General features: G+C 39.0%; 14 protein-coding genes. 1 reads left to right on the top strand and 13 read right to left on the bottom strand.

Annotated elements, in window-relative coordinates:
* Nucleotides 1–27: 27 nt before the first annotated feature.
* From MHB44_RS04180 to MHB44_RS04125, 12 genes are all read right to left on the bottom strand, one after another.
* Entirely contained in the window at nucleotides 28–249 is a 222-nt protein-coding gene (locus MHB44_RS04180; protein WP_341301678.1) for a DUF2198 family protein, read from the bottom strand.
* The gene (locus MHB44_RS04175; RefSeq protein ID WP_341301677.1) at nucleotides 249–1430 is read right to left on the bottom strand and encodes a PDZ domain-containing protein; all 1182 of its coding nucleotides are present in this window, start codon (nucleotides 1428–1430) and stop codon (nucleotides 249–251) included. The genes MHB44_RS04180 and MHB44_RS04175 overlap by 1 nt, the downstream gene beginning before the upstream one ends.
* Before the next feature lie 92 nt (nucleotides 1431–1522).
* Complete coding sequence (locus MHB44_RS04170) at nucleotides 1523–2965, bottom strand: S41 family peptidase (protein ID WP_341301676.1); 1443 nt, start codon at nucleotides 2963–2965, stop codon at nucleotides 1523–1525.
* Between the two features lie 194 nt (nucleotides 2966–3159).
* Nucleotides 3160–3747 carry a redoxin domain-containing protein gene (locus MHB44_RS04165; protein ID WP_341301675.1) on the bottom strand — a complete coding sequence of 196 codons (588 nt, stop codon included), beginning with the start codon at nucleotides 3745–3747 and terminating at the stop codon, nucleotides 3160–3162.
* Nucleotides 3744–4364, bottom strand: coding sequence for a hypothetical protein (locus MHB44_RS04160; RefSeq protein ID WP_341301674.1), 621 nt, complete (start codon nucleotides 4362–4364; stop codon nucleotides 3744–3746). The genes MHB44_RS04165 and MHB44_RS04160 overlap by 4 nt, the downstream gene beginning before the upstream one ends.
* Before the next feature lie 232 nt (nucleotides 4365–4596).
* The gene (locus MHB44_RS04155) at nucleotides 4597–5910 is read right to left on the bottom strand and encodes a M23 family metallopeptidase (RefSeq protein ID WP_083448444.1); all 1314 of its coding nucleotides are present in this window, start codon (nucleotides 5908–5910) and stop codon (nucleotides 4597–4599) included.
* A 79-nt stretch (nucleotides 5911–5989) separates the two neighbouring features.
* Entirely contained in the window at nucleotides 5990–6874 is an 885-nt protein-coding gene (gene ftsX / locus MHB44_RS04150; protein ID WP_053993648.1) for a permease-like cell division protein FtsX, read from the bottom strand.
* Complete coding sequence (gene ftsE / locus MHB44_RS04145) at nucleotides 6864–7550, bottom strand: cell division ATP-binding protein FtsE (RefSeq protein ID WP_053993647.1); 687 nt, start codon at nucleotides 7548–7550, stop codon at nucleotides 6864–6866. Before ftsE ends, ftsX begins: the two co-directional genes overlap by 11 nt.
* A gap of 209 nt (nucleotides 7551–7759) precedes the next feature.
* Nucleotides 7760–8944, bottom strand: a complete 1185-nt coding sequence (locus MHB44_RS04140) for a DUF4097 family beta strand repeat-containing protein (RefSeq protein WP_053993646.1) — start codon at nucleotides 8942–8944, stop codon at nucleotides 7760–7762.
* 266 nt (nucleotides 8945–9210) lie between these two features.
* Nucleotides 9211–12081: an excinuclease ABC subunit UvrA gene (gene uvrA, locus MHB44_RS04135; RefSeq protein ID WP_053993645.1), complete on the bottom strand. Its 2871-nt coding sequence runs from the start codon at nucleotides 12079–12081 to the stop codon at nucleotides 9211–9213.
* Nucleotides 12082–12088: 7 nt separating this feature from the next.
* Nucleotides 12089–14068, bottom strand: coding sequence for an excinuclease ABC subunit UvrB (gene uvrB / locus MHB44_RS04130; RefSeq protein WP_053993644.1), 1980 nt, complete (start codon nucleotides 14066–14068; stop codon nucleotides 12089–12091).
* 535 nt (nucleotides 14069–14603) lie between these two features.
* On the bottom strand, nucleotides 14604–14846 hold the full coding sequence (locus MHB44_RS04125; protein ID WP_053993643.1) for an IDEAL domain-containing protein: 243 nt from the start codon (nucleotides 14844–14846) through the stop codon (nucleotides 14604–14606).
* A gap of 227 nt (nucleotides 14847–15073) precedes the next feature.
* Between MHB44_RS04125 and MHB44_RS04120 the strand changes: the two genes are divergently transcribed.
* A complete protein-coding gene (locus MHB44_RS04120; RefSeq protein ID WP_053993642.1) occupies nucleotides 15074–15583 on the top strand; it encodes a competence protein ComK in 510 nt (169 codons plus the stop codon).
* Nucleotides 15584–15790: 207 nt separating this feature from the next.
* On the opposite strand, the gene prfB is transcribed toward MHB44_RS04120, so the two are convergent.
* Nucleotides 15791–16892, bottom strand: a protein-coding gene (gene prfB, locus MHB44_RS04115) for a peptide chain release factor 2 (RefSeq protein WP_341302918.1) whose coding sequence is annotated in 2 segments (ribosomal slippage) — nucleotides 15791–16819 and nucleotides 16821–16892 — 1101 coding nt in all. Because the reading frame shifts where the segments join, the coding sequence is not laid out codon by codon here.
* Nucleotides 16893–16931 lie beyond the last annotated feature (39 nt).

Here is a 16931-nt window from a genome sequence, read left to right as displayed (position 1 = left end):
CCCATCACTAAGATAGGACTGACTTTGTTATTTCCTCATTTTACTTGCCAACCAAAAGCCTACTGTTAATGAAAAAGCATCAATTATAAAAATAATAGATGGAGATGTATAGCCTGCATAAACAGAGGCTGCGATTAGCGCAATGGCTAATACTAATGCAATATAGCGATTATACGTTATTCTTGTAAACAATAACACAAGCAATGCAGGTATAAAAAGTGCTAGCATCATTTTCCCAAAAACATCCATTATACATCCCTCGGCTCAGCTAATAGTAATCCAATACGGTAATGATCATTACTATAAATGACATGCTGTGTTAAACGAATTTCATTGTTGCGATCTAACACTTCTAGGCGACAATGTGCCGCATTTAATTGCAATGCTTCATATAGCTCATTTTCTGTAAAAATCGCTACCCCATTTACTTTACAAATACATTCTCCAGCAAGTAAGCCCATTTTTTCAGCTGGTGAATCGGGCAGAACTGCAGCAATCACAGCCCCCTTTGTACTAGGTGCTATTGCATAATGATCGGTTTTATCCTGCCATGTGTAATAAATAGAGATGCTAATACGGCTGATTGCTCCCAGTGCAAGTGTGATCAAAGCGATCAATGGCTCAAAATAAGCAGCCAGTCCACCAAGTAAAATAAGCTGCCCTAGTAATAATACTGAGCGGCCAATTTTAGGGAATACTAAAGCTGGCAAATCTTTTCTTGTAAGCTTGGAAAAACCGATAACAAGAGGAAATAGCACAAGCGCAAAGCTATTCTCCCCAATTGTAAATTGTGGCCAGTATGGTAATACCGCAGCAATCGTATCGCCAGGCATCACAAAGAAAATGGGTAGCATCCACACATTTCTTGTGCGATAGACAATTGCCTGCATGCCTCGCTTTGTTTTTTCAATACCAGGCGTTGCTACCTTTAGCGCTGCTCGTCGAATAAGAAGTCCTTCTGCAATCACACTAAGACCTGCAATAATAGTGATTGCTACAATGGCTCCATCCATTACATTGACACCCACCAAGGAAATTTTCCACCATGAAAAAGTCCAATCATAGTAAAACATTGCCCATACTGCAAGCGTTGCAGCGCCCATTGTCAAAACAGGTGACAAAGCGTTGATAACATACAATACCAATGCTACTACAGAGACCACTATTAACATTATTAAAAATACCTTTGGTACCGTCAGCCCTGCCGCAATACTGATAAAGGAAATAATCAGTGCATACAGCCAGCCATCTTTCCATTGTCCGATTAACTCCGTCCAGCCCCAAATAATTCGTCTATTAAAATATTTACGCTCCTGTTTGACACGACGGTACCCTAATAAAATAGCAAATATAATGGCTATATATAATAATGGGTTGAGTAAAAAGCGGCCAATCGCTGTTACAATCTCTATGAATATATCACTAACCATACGAACACCCGCCATTTCTATCTTACATGCTATGAATTTATTGTATCAAACGACCACAGTCTTGCGTAGTACAAACTCATAGAAAGACGTTTTTATTGCTCAATTGTATGCAGTAAAAAGCTAGTGGCCATTTGGAACTGCTGGTCATTTTGACGATCGGTCTTATAATTTTTTAATGTTTCATTTAAACTATTAAAGAAAGTTGTGTCCATATAAAATTCACCTTCTGCTTGTTCTAGTTTTTTCTGTTTACGATAGAGATTTACAGCCTCAGCCGTTGTGTCATCCATGTAGCCATCTAAACGATCAATTTGGTAGCCAAGCTTTTGCAAGGCATTTTGCGAATAGGCAATTTCCTCGCTCATATCACCTACTTTAAACTTCCCTGTTAATGGATGTAGCTGGAAAGCAAATAATTCATTTTGCTCGATCACTAAGCTTGCCTCAATGCCCTGCCCATGAATCCATTCCCGTTTTGGAGTTAGCCATTTATTCGTTGATAGCTTCAGCTCACCACCATTCGTAAGCGACCAAGATTCTTGTACTGTCCCCTTTCCAAAGCTTTTCACGCCAACAAGTGAAGCACGGCCCCAGCCCTTCAAAGCGCCACTTAATACTTCACTAGCAGAAGCACTACCTTGATTTTGTATGACAACAATTGGGATTTTATTCATGGTTTCTAAATATTTTTCATCAAAGCCCTTTGTTTGTGTTTTTAATGGTTCCATAGCACCTTCCGCATTTTGCATATATGCAAACACCTTGCCATTTTCCAACACTGTGCTTAGTAGCGCTGCAACGCTATGTAAATACCCACCTGGATTATCACGCACGTCAATCACAATTCCCTCCACATCTTTGCGCAGTAGTTTACTTGTTTCAGCAACCCATTCGTTCGCTGTTTTTTCACCAAAAAGGGAAATTTCTACATAACCAATTGCTGTATCCTCAATCTTCACAACCTCACTTGATACAGTTTTATTAGAAATAGCAGCGCGTTCCATCGTCATTTTAATATGCTTATCCTCACTTGGGCGATAGACTACAATCGTTACCTTCGTTCCCTTTTCACCTTGAATTAAATGCATTAATTCACTCATCGTTTTACCATCTATACGAACACCATCTACTTGTACAATTTCATCAAGTGAACGCATTCCTGCCTTCTCTGCTGGAGATGAGCGCACAGGAGACACGACAATAAATTTGCCTTTATTTTCTGTTAGCTCAATCCCAATCCCAACTCTTTCCTCAGCTAGCATTTGCCGATGTTGCTCAGCCTCTTCCTTGGTATAATAGGTGCTATAAGGGTCTTTAATAGCATCAGCCATCCCACGTAATGCCCCTTCCACCAATACATCCTTTTTGGTGCTATATACTGATTTTTCTTCAATTAATGTCATTGCTTCATCAATGGTATCAACCTCCGTAACGGGCTCCTTTTTATCACCCAGTGTAAACCAATCAAAATAAATTCCACTGCCTACCACTAAACTACTAATAAGAACTCCGATTCCAGCCGTTATTTTGCGCAAACCTTCCCTCCTCCGTCTCTTTTACTGTATGACACTATTTTTTCAAACATACAAGATTACATGGCAAATTTATAAAGAGCAGGTATTAGTCTTTCATGCCCAAGCGTTTGACTCAGCTTCGTAGTCTTCCTCTATCTTCCCTGCATAAAAAAATCTGCTCGCTTCTACTAGAGAAACAAACAGATCTTTCTAAACTAATCGAGAGCATCGACATAATTTTTTAGCATATCCACATCCATCGGTCCTTTAATGGCACGTTGAATATAACCGTTGGAATCAATAAAATACGTTGTTGGAATAGTAATAATTTGATAATCAGAGCCAGTTAAATTGTCAGGATCCAGTAAAATCGGAAATGTTAACTCAAAACTATCTCTAAAGGTCATAACAGTATCCACCTTGGCATCTGCTGTCACATCACGTTCCTCTGCTGTTAAATTAACTGCTATAATTTCAACATTTTTTTCTTCAGCAAATTGATCATAAAAGTTTTGCATATGTGGCATTTCAGCTTTACATGGTGGACACCAAGTTGCCCAGAAATTTAATACTACTTTTTTTCCGCGAAGCTCACTCAATGTTACATCTTTTCCATCCAAGCTTGTTAATGTAAAATCAGGTGGGGTATCACCATCTTTTAAACCAATGTTGCGCTCTTCCATATCCTTTCCAAGAGCCGACTTGTCAATAGCGCGCTCCTCATCAATTTGCTGTTTCACATATGTACCAACCATCGCAACTACTAAAAGCACAACAATCAATAGCCCAATATTTTTTTTCATGCTTTCCCTCCTGCATTGTTCTCATTGTGGTGAATGACAATCCCCATACAAAGTAGTAAGAGGCTGACACCTACAGCAGTTTGCCATATCCCTAATGGTTGAAAGAAGGCAACGAGGATAAAGCCAGCTGTATACAGTAATAATGACTGTTTCAGTGCTGTTAGTTTCCATAGTATGAAAATAGTTAATAAACTTAGCACTACTAATGTCATCACTTCACCTATCACTGAATTATTATTCAATAATGCGGCAAACCATTGGTAAATCGATTGGGTCAATACCATTGCCCAGCAATATGCTTTTAGATCTACTACCACAGCTTTTTTCCGCCATACTTGCCATAATGCTGCTAACACGCCCAGAAAAACGCCTATTGTTCCTCCATTAAAATATAATAAAGAAATTGGCTGGGCAATAACCGCTTTGAAATCAGTGAAAAATAAGCTAAATTTCCACACGATCATAAATGTAAAAACAGCATCTGCATAGATTTCTGCATATTTTTTTGAAAATTGTAATCGCAATATAAGCCAGACGATTAAAAAAGTATATAGTAAGGCAACTGCTGTTGCTGGTAATGTTAGTGCTCGAATTGTATACCACTCTGTATTAATCACACCAACAAATCCTCTCTTAAAAGATAGCTACAGCATAGCATAGATATAGTTTAGCAGAGGAATATTTCACACTGTGTTCAAAAAATAGTCAGAATCCTTAAAAAAGAGTTTGTCCAAAAAAATTTCTCTTAGGACAAACTCTTACACCAAGCAAGCTTATTTAGCATATTGTTATTAGTAGAAGAGAGCTGTGCAAAAAGATCTTTGTCTTTTGCACAGCTCCCTGTCCCCTTTACAACGGAATATATTTTAGTGGATTTACGCTACCAACAGCTTGCCCTTTCCAAGGACCAATATGCACCTCAAAGTGTAAATGTGGGCCTGTAGAGCGACCTGTGCTACCCATCGCTGCAATTTGCTGACCTTGTGTTACCTCTTGCCCTACACTTACATTAAATGCACTTAGATGTGCATACACAGTTGTATAAATTTGGCCATCAATTGAATGTGTCACAATCACAACATTTCCATAAGAGCTAAGCGGTGCTGCATAGGAAACGACACCTTCAGCCGCCGCCCAAATTGGTGTGCCTGTTGCATTGGCAAGGTCGACACCATAGTGGAATTCAGGGCCAGCTCCGATATTTCGCCAGCCATAAGGTGATGTTAAACGACCATTTGTTGGCTTAATCCAAGTACCATTCGATTGAGGCGCGTTCACAATAACGCCAGATGAACCACCGCTAGCATTGTTAGCAGCAGCTGCGGCCGCTGCCGCCGCGGCTGCTGCTTTACGTTTCGCTTCCTGCTGGCGAGCAATTTCAGCTAAGCGATTTTGCTCAGCAATAATCTGATTTTGTAATTCCTGACTAACTTCCAATGCCTCAGAATATTCTTTTTCAAGTAATACCTTTTCAGATTTCAGCTTTTCTTGCTCTTTTTCTAATTGATCAACCAAGTTATTTTTCTCGGCTTTTTGACTATCTAAAGATTTTTTTAAGCGCTCAAGCTCAGCTTTTTTCTCTTCCAACTTTTTACGCTTTTCTTCTACACTTTGCTTTTGTTCCTCTAATTTTTGCTTATCCTCTTTTTGATCTTGGATAATTTGACGATCTGCTTCTAGCAGTGCATTGACCGCAGAAAATCGATCAATAAAGTCTACAAAACTATTGGAACCTAATAACACATCTAAATAACTAACAGAGCCACCCGCTTGAATCGCACGTGCACGCTCCTCTAGCAATAAATCCCGCTCTTCAATTTTATGTAGAAGCTCTTGAATAGATGCTTCTAATTTTTTAATTTCCTCATTTGTTGTATGAATCTCGGCTTCTACATTTTTAATATTGCTATTTGTTTTGTCGATTTCAGCGTTTAATGCTTGAATTTGATCTAAGATTTTTTGTTGCTTTTCCTGGTTAGCAGAAATTGCATTTGACTTATTGCCAATGGATGAATTTAACTCATTTTTCTTTGTTTCAATTTGTTTTTTTTCTTCTTTTAAATCCGACAAACTTGTTGCGTATGCTGATGGAGTTTGGATAAAAAGAAATAGAGCAGATGCTACTGCAAGTGTTTTCCATGTGTTCTTCGCCTTACTTCTCACCGATCGAACTCCCTTTCGCCTAGGATTCATTGTATTCACAAATATCCGTTGTGATTAGCGCATAATGAGAGCGCCCAAATTAAATTTTTAAAAACTTACGCACTGACATAAAGCTTCCCCAAATACCTATTAATACGCCAATAAGTAGCAGTAGAGCACTCACCTGATACACAAGTGGAGAGAAATCCAGTAATTGAATAAGCTCCCCCTGTAAACGAGGTGCAATAATTTTATATATATTGTGGTAAAGGGTTGTGACAACCGCAATCGGAATAATCGAACCTAAAATTCCGAGCCACATTCCTTCCAGTAAAAATGGAATACGCACGAATGAATTCGTGGCACCTACAAGTTTCATAATTTCGATTTCATCTCGACGCGCAATAATCGTAATCCGAATCGTATTTGAAATTAAGAAAATCGCTGTAAATAATAACCCTAAAATTAGCACGATTCCTACATTACGACTAATATTTAAAAAGTTAAATAGCTTTTCAACTTTTCCTTCGCCATACATCACATCATATATATAATCATGCTTATTAATCTCTTTCGCAACCTTCGCTGTTTGCTGAGGATCAGCGGCCTTTACATAAATAACGTTGCGTAAAGGGTTACTTTGCTCAAATAGTTTAAAATCATCACCAAAATCCTTCACGAGCTTATTTAACTCATCCTCTTTCGTTGAATAGGTGACCTCTGAGATACTTGCCCATGTTTTAAGATTTTTAACAAGCGCTTGTTCAGCTGCTTCATCTGCTGTTTCATCAATTAATACTTTAATTTCAACATCATTTTCTAAATCAGTCGCTACTTTATTTAAGTTCATCATAATCAGCGCAAAGACGCCGACTAATATGAGGGTAACGGTTACTGCACTAACGGATGCAAGAGTCATCCAGCTATTTCGACCAAGTGATTTAATACTTTCTCGGAAGTGTCGCTTTACAGTATTAAATGTCATAACCGTAGTCACCTCCGTGCTCATCACGGACAATTAAACCGCCCTCAATAGCGATCACACGCCGACGAATTGTATTCACAATTTCACGATTATGCGTTGCCATGACAATTGTTGTTCCTCGTGCATTAATTTCCTCAAATAAATTCATAATTTCCCATGATGTTTCAGGGTCAAGGTTCCCTGTTGGTTCGTCTGCAATCACCACTTTTGGAACATTCACAATCGAGCGTGCAATTGATACGCGCTGTTGCTCTCCCCCCGAAAGCTCATTTGGGAACATTCTAGCTTTATGCTTTAATCCGACAAGCTCTAAAACTTCCATAACTCGGCGACGTATTTCTTCTGGTTTTTCCTCTATAACTTCAAGGGCAAATGCTATATTTTCATATACGTTCAAACGAGGTAATAATTTAAAATCTTGGAAAACAACACCAAGCTGACGACGCAAAAAAGGTACCTTCTTATCTTTTAACGTTGCTAAATCTATACCATTAACAAAAATTTGCCCTGAAGTTGCCTTTTCTTCGCGATACATCAATTTAATAAATGTAGATTTACCTGCACCACTTGGACCAACCACATAAACAAATTCACCCTGCTTTATATTAACGGAAATACCATTTGTCGCAACAACACCATTTGGGTATTTCTTTGTCACATTTTTCATTTCTATCATGATTAAACCACCTAAAACTCTCATCTATGTAAGAGGTATTTCTTTTACTATTATAGCACTCAATTTCTGTTTTTTTATTACAGTTTCATTTCAATCCGTGGTAGTTCTTTCTAATTCGTTTTTTCCTTGTCATAGTTGTGAAGAAAGCTCGACAAAATTAAAACAGGAACCAACTTTTGACAAAGTCGATTCCTGTTTGATTGTTACGTTTATTGTTCTTCTGTTGTTGTATAGCGCACTAAAACAGCTCCTGTTTTGGATTCACCTTCAATAAATAAGCGATTGGCATTTTCGACTTCTTTATCAAAGCGAATAACTTTCGATAAAAATTGATCCGTTGACTCCATTTTTGATACATCCTGGATACCAACATCTATTTTCCCAAAATTCGTCACTACTTTACCACTTAATGATATTGTTCTTGGCACATATAATTCAACAGCACCTGCAACTGTTTGTGCTTTAATTTTTGAGGAATTTGTTGAGCAAGTTGTAACAACAACATGTCCATTCACCGATTTAGCCTCTACCTCATCCAATGCACCGTCTAAATAAACACGGCCATTCAATGTCTCTGCCTCTAAATCTTTCCCCCGGACATTTGTTAATTCAATGGAGCCATTAGAAGAATCCACTTCCGCTTTGCCAAAGTTAAACTTCGTGCCTTTAATAGCGCCGTTTAATGTTTTAACCTTTAATTCTTCAAATTCTATATCCTGTAGTGACACACTTCCATTCATGAGACGAACAGATAATTTTTCAAGTTTCTCCTTCGGTACTAGCACCTTTATATTGACTTGAACAAGCTTTAATTGGCTTAAAATGCGCAGTGCACGCTCATCCTCTTTCACCACAAATTGCTCTAAAAAATGATTGCGCGTTTCTTCTTCACTGTCATTCATCAGTGGTGCCTTTACCTTGCAAACTACCTGAATCGTATCTCCCTCACTGGCTTCCAATGAGAAGTTACCATTTGGCAGTTCAGCAATAATATTGTCTACATTAACAGCAGCCACTTCTTCTGTATGTGTAAACTCAATTTTATCTCCAAATGGAGAAGCTACATCAAATTCCTTCACCTTTTTAACAGCGGTATTCATCATATCCATAAACAAGGAGCCAATTTGCGTTAAATCCTTACGAAAATCTTGCATTTCATCTTGGAAGTATTTCATAAAATCATCTTTTTTCTTGTCACCATCTTTTGGTTTTTCTTCAAATAGTGACTCTTCTTTTTCAGTTGAAAAGGATTGCGTCTCCTTTGACACATCATTCATAACATTTTGAGTAGACTTGCTAGGTTGCTCTAATGCTTCTAATAATGTAATCGCCTCTTGTGCTGAAATCGTACCTTTTTCTACAAGCTCTAAAATTCGTTGACGTTCATTTTGCATAAATAAATAGCCTCCCTCAGTTCGTTATACTATTTATACGATTCATCATGTGAAAAGTTTCACGACAATATTAAATGAATTAGGCTTTTATTCGTTTTTTGATCACTTCTCACCTCAGATTGAGCGATTCCCTACAATTTTTGATCACTCTTCACTCTCAATTGGACGACCCTCTACACTTTTTGATCACCCTTCACTCTCAATTGAGCGACTCTCTACACTTTTTGATCATCCTATACTCTCAATTGAACAATTTCACAAGTTTTTTAGATATCCTCAGAGGCCTTAACTAGTACGGCCTCCATACGCATACGGTCGCGCTCTAAAATTGGCTTTAAATATTTGCCTGTGTAGGAGCCAGCAATTTCGGCTACCTCTTCAGGCGTTCCAGTTGCAACAATGGTACCACCCTTGTCTCCACCCTCTGGACCTAAGTCAATCAAATAATCAGCCGTTTTAATAACATCTAAATTATGCTCAATTACTAATACCGAGTCGCCATTTTCAACAAGACGCTGCAGCACAACGAGTAAACGTGCAATATCATCTGCGTGTAAGCCTGTTGTTGGCTCATCTAAAATATAGAAGGACTTGCCTGTAGAGCGACGATGTAATTCAGAGGCTAATTTTACACGCTGTGCCTCACCGCCCGATAATGTTGTGGCAGGCTGCCCTAATTTCATATAGCCCAAGCCTACATCCACAATGGTTTGCAGCTTACGTTGAATCTTTGGAATATTTTCAAAGAATACTACTGCATTTTCAATCGTCATATCCAAAATATCAGCAATGCTTTTATCTTTATATTTCACTTCAAGTGTTTCACGATTATAACGTTTACCGTGACATACTTCACATGGTACATAAACATCTGGCAGGAAGTGCATTTCAATTTTAATAATGCCATCACCGCGACATGCCTCACAGCGACCGCCTTTAACATTAAAGCTAAAGCGACCCTTTTTATAGCCACGTACCTTTGCCTCATTTGTTGCTGCAAACACATCACGAATATCATCAAAGACACCTGTATACGTTGCTGGATTTGAGCGTGGCGTACGACCGATTGGTGATTGGTCAATATCAATGACTTTCTCAAGCTCCTCCATCCCAGTTACTTCTTTATGCTCCCCTGGCTTTACCTTGGAACGATTTAGCTTTTGTGCCAATGATTTATATAAAATTTCATTAATTAATGTAGATTTTCCAGAACCAGAAACACCTGTCACTGCCACAAATAGACCTAATGGAATATCTATTTTAACATTGCGTAAATTATTTTCCTTAGCACCTTTAATGGCAAGCTTACGACCATCTGGCTTGCGTCTCTCAACTGGTAATGGAATAAATTTTTTACCACTTAAGTATTGCCCTGTTAACGATTTTTCATTATCCATCACTTCCTCTGGTGTACCTGCTGCTACAATTTGACCACCATGAACACCGGCACCAGGCCCGACATCAATCAAATAATCAGCTGCCAGCATCGTATCCTCATCATGCTCCACCACAATCAGCGTATTGCCGATATCACGCATATTTTTTAACGTGTTAATCAAACGATCATTATCACGTTGATGCAAACCAATCGAAGGCTCGTCTAAAATATAGAGAACGCCCGTTAAACGTGAACCAATTTGCGTAGCAAGGCGAATACGCTGCGCCTCTCCACCTGATAATGTTCCTGCCGCACGACTCAATGTTAAATAGTCTAAACCAACATTGACAAGGAAGCCCAAACGCTCTTCAATTTCACGCAAAACAAGGCGAGCAATTTGCATATCCTTTTCTGTTAAATCTAGCTCTTTAAAAAATTGATCCGCTTCCTGAATCGAATATTGTGTGACCTCACCAATATGCTTATCGGCTACTTTCACTGCTAATGTTTCAGGCTTTAAGCGATAGCCTTTACAGGATGGGCAAGCCTGCTGTGCCATATATTTTTCCATTTGCTCTCGTACATAGTCAGATGTTGTTTCTTTAAAACGACGCTCTACATTACGCATAACACCCTCAAATTCAATCATTTGATCTCGCACATTGCCAAACTCATTTTCATAATGGAAGTGTATTTTGTCTTTTCCTGAGCCATATAAAACCTTATCCATCTTGTCCTTTGGCAAATCCTTCACAGGCACGTCCATTGGTATATCGTAATGATCACAAACAGCCTTTAATAGCTGGGGATAATATTGTGAACTTGTCGGTTCCCATGGAGCAATGGCGTGCTCTAGCAATGAACGATTCCAATCGGGCACCACTAGCTCCAAATCTACCTCCTGTGTTGAGCCTAAGCCATCACAGCTTGGACAAGCTCCAAACGGACTATTAAATGAAAACATTCGAGGCTCTAGCTCACCTATAGAAAAACCACATAATGGGCAGGCATGATGCTCACTAAATAGTAACTCTTCATGCTCCATCACATCAACAAGTACACGCCCTTCTGCCAAACGTAAGGCCGTTTCTAAAGAATCACTCAGACGAGCGGCAATACCTTCCTTCATAACTACACGGTCCACTACTACTTCAATTGAATGCTTTTTATTTTTATCAAGTTCGATCGCATCATCTAAATCACGTAATTCCCCATCAATTCGCACACGAACAAAGCCCTGCTTTTTTAAATCCTCCAGCAATTTAACATGAGTTCCCTTACGTCCAGAAACCATCGGCGCAAGAAGCTGCATTTTTGTTCTTTCTGGATAGGTTAATAAGCGATCCACCATTTGCTCAATTGTTTGAGATGTGATTTCGATCCCATGATTTGGACAAATGGGCTTGCCAATACGTGCGTAAAGTAAGCGCAAATAATCATAAATTTCCGTTACAGTCCCTACTGTAGAACGCGGGTTGCGGCTCGTTGTTTTTTGGTCAATGGAAATAGCAGGCGATAGTCCTTCTATCGCATCAACATCTGGCTTATCCATTTGCCCAAGAAATTGGCGAGCATAGGCGGAAAGGGACTCAACATAACGACGCTGGCCCTCCGCATAAATTGTGTCAAATGCTAGAGAAGACTTTCCAGAGCCTGATAAACCTGTTAAAACAACTAATTGGTCACGTGGAATTGTGACATTAATATTTTTTAAATTATGAGCACGTGCACCTTGCACGACAATTTCAGTATTTTTCACAAGTCATTCACCCTTCTACCTTCAATTCAAATATTGTATCTCGAAGCTCAGCCGCACGCTCAAAATCAAGCGCTTTTGCTGCCTCCTTCATTTCGACTTCTAGGGAAGCCAACAGCTGTTCTCTTTCTGCCTTTGTCAGCTTTTTGCCCTTCGTAGCCTTTGTTACATAGGATTCCTCTTCCTCTGCTACCTGTGTCGCACGAATGACATCTGGAATTTTCTTAATAATCGTTTGAGGCGTAATGCCATGCTCCTCGTTATAAGCCATTTGTAATGTACGACGACGCTTCGTCTCATCTATCGCCTTTTTCATCGAGTCTGTTACATGATCTGCATACATAATGACATGACCATTCGCATTACGAGCAGCACGACCAATTGTTTGAATTAAGGAACGCTCTGAACGTAAAAAGCCTTCCTTATCCGCATCTAAAATGGCTACAAGTGAGACTTCAGGAATATCAAGCCCTTCACGTAATAAATTAATACCAATTAGCACATCATACGTTCCTTTACGCAGCTCACGGATAATCTCAATACGCTCCAGTGTTTTAATTTCTGAATGTAAATATTCAACCTTTAAGCCCATCTCTTTTAAGTAGGCTGTTAAATCCTCAGACATTTTCTTTGTTAATGTTGTCACAAGCACACGTTCATTGCGTGCCATTCGCTCATGAATCTCATCAATTAAATCATCTATTTGCCCTTCGATCGGACGTACATCAATTAACGGGTCCAGCAATCCAGTAGGACGAATAATTTGCTCTACCATTTCTGGTGTATGCTCCAGCTCATATGGACCAGGCGTTGCAGAAACATAAATAGCCTGATGCACACGATTTTCATACTCTTCAAAACGCAATGGACGGTTATCGAGTGCTGAGGGCAAACGGAAGCCATGTTCCACTAATACACCTTTACGAGCTTGGTCACCATTGTACATGCCACGCACTTGTGGAAGTGTTACATGGCTTTCATCCACAACCAGTAAAAAATCATCAGGGAAATAATCCAATAATGTATAAGGCGTAGCACCTGACTCACGTAATGTTAAATGACGTGAATAATTCTCAATGCCTGAGCAAAAGCCCATTTCACGCATCATCTCTAAATCATAACGTGTGCGTTGCTCTAAACGCTGTGCCTCCAGTAATTTATCCTCAGCTCGCAACAGCGTCAAACGTTCCTCTAGTTCTTTTTCAATATTTTCAATTGCTTTTCGCATTTTTTCTTCTCGTGTCACGAAGTGAGAGGCTGGGAAAATCGCAACATGATCCCGATCCGCTAAAATTTCACCTGTTAGTGCATCTACCTCACGAATACGATCAATTTCATCTCCAAAAAATTCCACACGAATACAATGTTCATCACGTGATGCTGGGAATATCTCCACTACATCTCCACGTACCCGAAAAGTTCCGCGTGTAAAACTTACATCATTACGCTCATATTGCACATCAACAAGTTTGCGCAATAGTTGATTACGTTCAATTTCCATGCCTGTCCGAATCGACACAACCATTTCACGATATTCCTCTGGCGAGCCTAAACCATAAATACAGGACACCGATGCAATAATAATGACATCCTCACGCTCAAATAATGCAGAAGTGGCAGAGTGACGTAGCTTATCAATTTCATCATTAATGCTAGAGTCTTTCTCTATATACGTATCTGTCTGTGGCACATAGGCTTCTGGTTGGTAGTAATCATAATAGCTAACAAAATATTCAACAGCGTTATTTGGAAAAAATTCTTTAAACTCGCTATATAGCTGTCCTGCTAAGGTTTTATTGTGTGCCATAATAAGTGTTGGTTTTTTTACCTGCTGAATAACATTCGAAATTGTAAACGTTTTACCCGTTCCTGTAGCACCTAGCAATGTTTGATGACGTTTGCCTTCCTTTACACCCTCCACTAATTCAACAATTGCCTGTGGCTGATCTCCACTAGGCTGATATGGCGCTTGTAAATCAAATGTTTGCACACATGTCCCCGTCCTTTCCTTCCAATTTGTACATATATTTTAGCATAGCAAGCGTAAAATTTCGAACATTTAACGAACGAATGTTTGTAAATCCTTTTTCTCTCTGTAAAATTTTTAAATATATATGAATGGAGTAAAGCTTCTCGTCTCGGTACTTGCTTTCTCCAATCTGACTACGAGGGCACTGAAAACAGATGAATTGTTAAAAAGCATAGCCATTAATTATGAGCCTCTCAATTTTCTTCCATGATAAAAGTAGATTTATACCATAAACACAGGGCTTTCAGGGACCTCTCTGTTTTTCATGGAGGAGTCTCACATCTATACAACAAGCTATCAGTAAAAATATGAAAGAGTAACCATTAAAACTTACTACTTACATAATAGCCGCTTTATCGCGTTTTCAAGCTCCAAAACTTGAAATAGGTTTCAGCATGGAGTGGCATTCTTGTGTGTTTGAGTAGCCCCACCCACTATTTAGCCGTAATCAAAAAAATCCCGCTCTCCAATATTCATGGAGAGCGGGGTCATCGTATTAAGCATCCTCTGTTTGCTGCAAAGAATTTAGTTCAGCTGCGTAGCGATAAAATGCGTTTTCATCTTTTTCATCGAGTGCTCTATCGATTAGAACCATGAGCTGCTCTTGACGATGCATACGCTGGATACGATTTAAAAATAAATCTAAATAAATCTCGTTTAATAATTTCTCTGCCTCATCAACTTTTTTTGACTGACCAACGGCTTTCAGAAAATCTGTGTACGAATAATATTTATCCAACGATCTCACCTCGATCCTTTTCTAAATTATATGAAAATTGAAACAAAAAAGCAATGCTTAACGCTTGAAAATAACTTAGATTAGCTATTAAACTCGTGTGATTTGTAGCAAACTCTCTAAGCAATTTCGTCATTTTTCAAGGGATTCATGGGAGTATTGGTATTTTCTAAAATTCATTTTATTTCCTATACTACAACCATCAAAAGAAAAAAGGAGGCACTTTTCATATGTCATCTAATTATGTAAATCGCTATTTAATATCCTTCAATACGTACATGCTACAGCCCATTCAACACAACACTAAAATTTTTACACATGTAATTGACAAACATAATGAGCTTATCGTTACACGTAAACCGCTACATGTGCTTCGAAAATCTTGTCTCTCCTTAGGAACAACCTATGAAGCTGCAAAGCAATCAGCCAAACTCTTTTTTGGCAATCAACATAAATTACCAATTGTCGTTGCTTTTGACTATGGCTATCCTTGTATTTTTTTACCAACTTATTCACCAAATTCTATCCATAATATATGGATTGGTCTTCACGCCATTACCAATATTATTCCTACTAAAACAGGTTGTATTATCACATTAAAAAATGATAAAGAAATTGAGCTTCCTATTCAATATGCCTCCATCAGCAAACAGTTTGTCAATGCATCCATGCTCTATAAGCATTATATGAATGAGCGTAAACAACTGAGCCAAGATGCTCCATACCATCCACCCTTTTAACATCAATTACGCCCCAGCGTAATTGCGTCTGGATTTTTTCGAGCTCGCACGAAAAAGCTCCTTTTCAAAATCCATGATATCGGCTGGGGCTTTTATCTTAATTCAGTGGGCGTTTGGATATCCACTGAATCAAGATAAAAATCCCCCAAGAATCTCTCTTGGGGGATAATCCATTATTAGAATCTTGCACGACTGCTACAAGAGCAATTAGTTGATTTTCGAACGTAAATAAGCATTAATAAACAAGTCGATATCGCCATCCATCACTGCGCCAACATTACCCGTTTCTTCATTTGTACGGTGATCCTTGACCATTGAATATGGATGAAATACATAGGAGCGAATTTGTGAGCCCCAGCCTATTTCCTTTTGCTCACCGCGTATTTCATCGAGCTGTGCTTGTTGTTTCTCTAGCTCTAATTGATACAACTTCCCTTTTAACATTGTCATTGCTTTCTCACGGTTTTTAATTTGTGAACGCTCTGCCTGACACTGAACGATTGTACCAGTTGGAATATGCGTAATACGAACAGCTGAGTCTGTTGTATTAATATGCTGACCACCAGCACCTGTTGCACGGTACGTATCAATTTTTAAATCCTCTGTGCGGATATCAATTTCAATATTGTCGTCGAACTCCGGCATCACATCACATGAAACGAATGATGTATGACGGCGGCCAGACGAATCGAATGGTGAAATACGCACTAGACGATGCACACCTTTTTCAGCCTGTAAATAGCCGAAAGCATTGTGACCTTTAACCGATAATGTTACGGATTTAATACCTGCCTCATCACCAGGAAGATAATCTACTGTTTCTACTTTAAAGCCTCTTTTTTCAGCCCATCGCGTATACATACGTAATAGCATGGAGCCCCAATCCTGAGACTCTGTACCACCAGCGCCAGGATGTAGCTCTAAAATAGCATTGTTTTGATCATAGGGACCACTCAACAGCAATTGCAGCTCAAAATCCCCCATTTTTTGTTGGAATTCTCCAAGCTCTTTTCCTAGCTCCTCCTGTAATTCCTCATCTGGCTCTTCACGTAAAAGCTCTAGTGTCATATCTAAATTTTCATGTGTTTCCACTAAATCTTTATATTCATTGACAATTGCCTTTAAACCATTTCCTTCATTGATAATCACCTGTGCACCTTGTTGATCATCCCAGAAACCTGGCTCTAGCATCATTTCATCTAACTCTTGGATGCGTGCCTCTTTATTTTCTAAGTCAAAGAGACCCCCTGAAATCCGCCAATTTTTTGGCTGTAGTGTCTAACACATTACGTACATCTGCTAATTCAATCATTATTAAATCCTCCGAACGTTAGTAATAAAGCATATG

The sequence above is a fragment of the Lysinibacillus sp. FSL H8-0500 genome (assembly GCF_038051955.1).
In the GTDB taxonomy this organism is placed as follows: Bacteria; Bacillota; Bacilli; order Bacillales_A; family Planococcaceae; genus Lysinibacillus; species Lysinibacillus macroides.
This window is presented reverse-complemented; position numbering and strand designations above follow the sequence as displayed.

Excerpts from the sequence above, each read along its gene's own strand:
- MHB44_RS04180 (WP_341301678.1), bottom strand. The coding sequence starts at position 249 with ATGGATGTTTTTGGGAAAATGATGCTAGCACTTTTTATACCTGCATTG.
- ftsX (WP_053993648.1), bottom strand. The coding sequence starts at position 6,874 with ATGACATTTAATACTGTAAAGCGACACTTCCGAGAAAGTATTAAATCA.
- MHB44_RS04120 (WP_053993642.1), top strand. The coding sequence starts at position 15,074 with ATGTCATCTAATTATGTAAATCGCTATTTAATATCCTTCAATACGTAC.
- MHB44_RS04165 (WP_341301675.1), bottom strand. The coding sequence starts at position 3,747 with ATGAAAAAAAATATTGGGCTATTGATTGTTGTGCTTTTAGTAGTTGCG.
- MHB44_RS04175 (WP_341301677.1), bottom strand. The coding sequence starts at position 1,430 with ATGGTTAGTGATATATTCATAGAGATTGTAACAGCGATTGGCCGCTTT.
- MHB44_RS04140 (WP_053993646.1), bottom strand. The coding sequence starts at position 8,944 with ATGCAAAATGAACGTCAACGAATTTTAGAGCTTGTAGAAAAAGGTACG.
- ftsE (WP_053993647.1), bottom strand. The coding sequence starts at position 7,550 with ATGATAGAAATGAAAAATGTGACAAAGAAATACCCAAATGGTGTTGTT.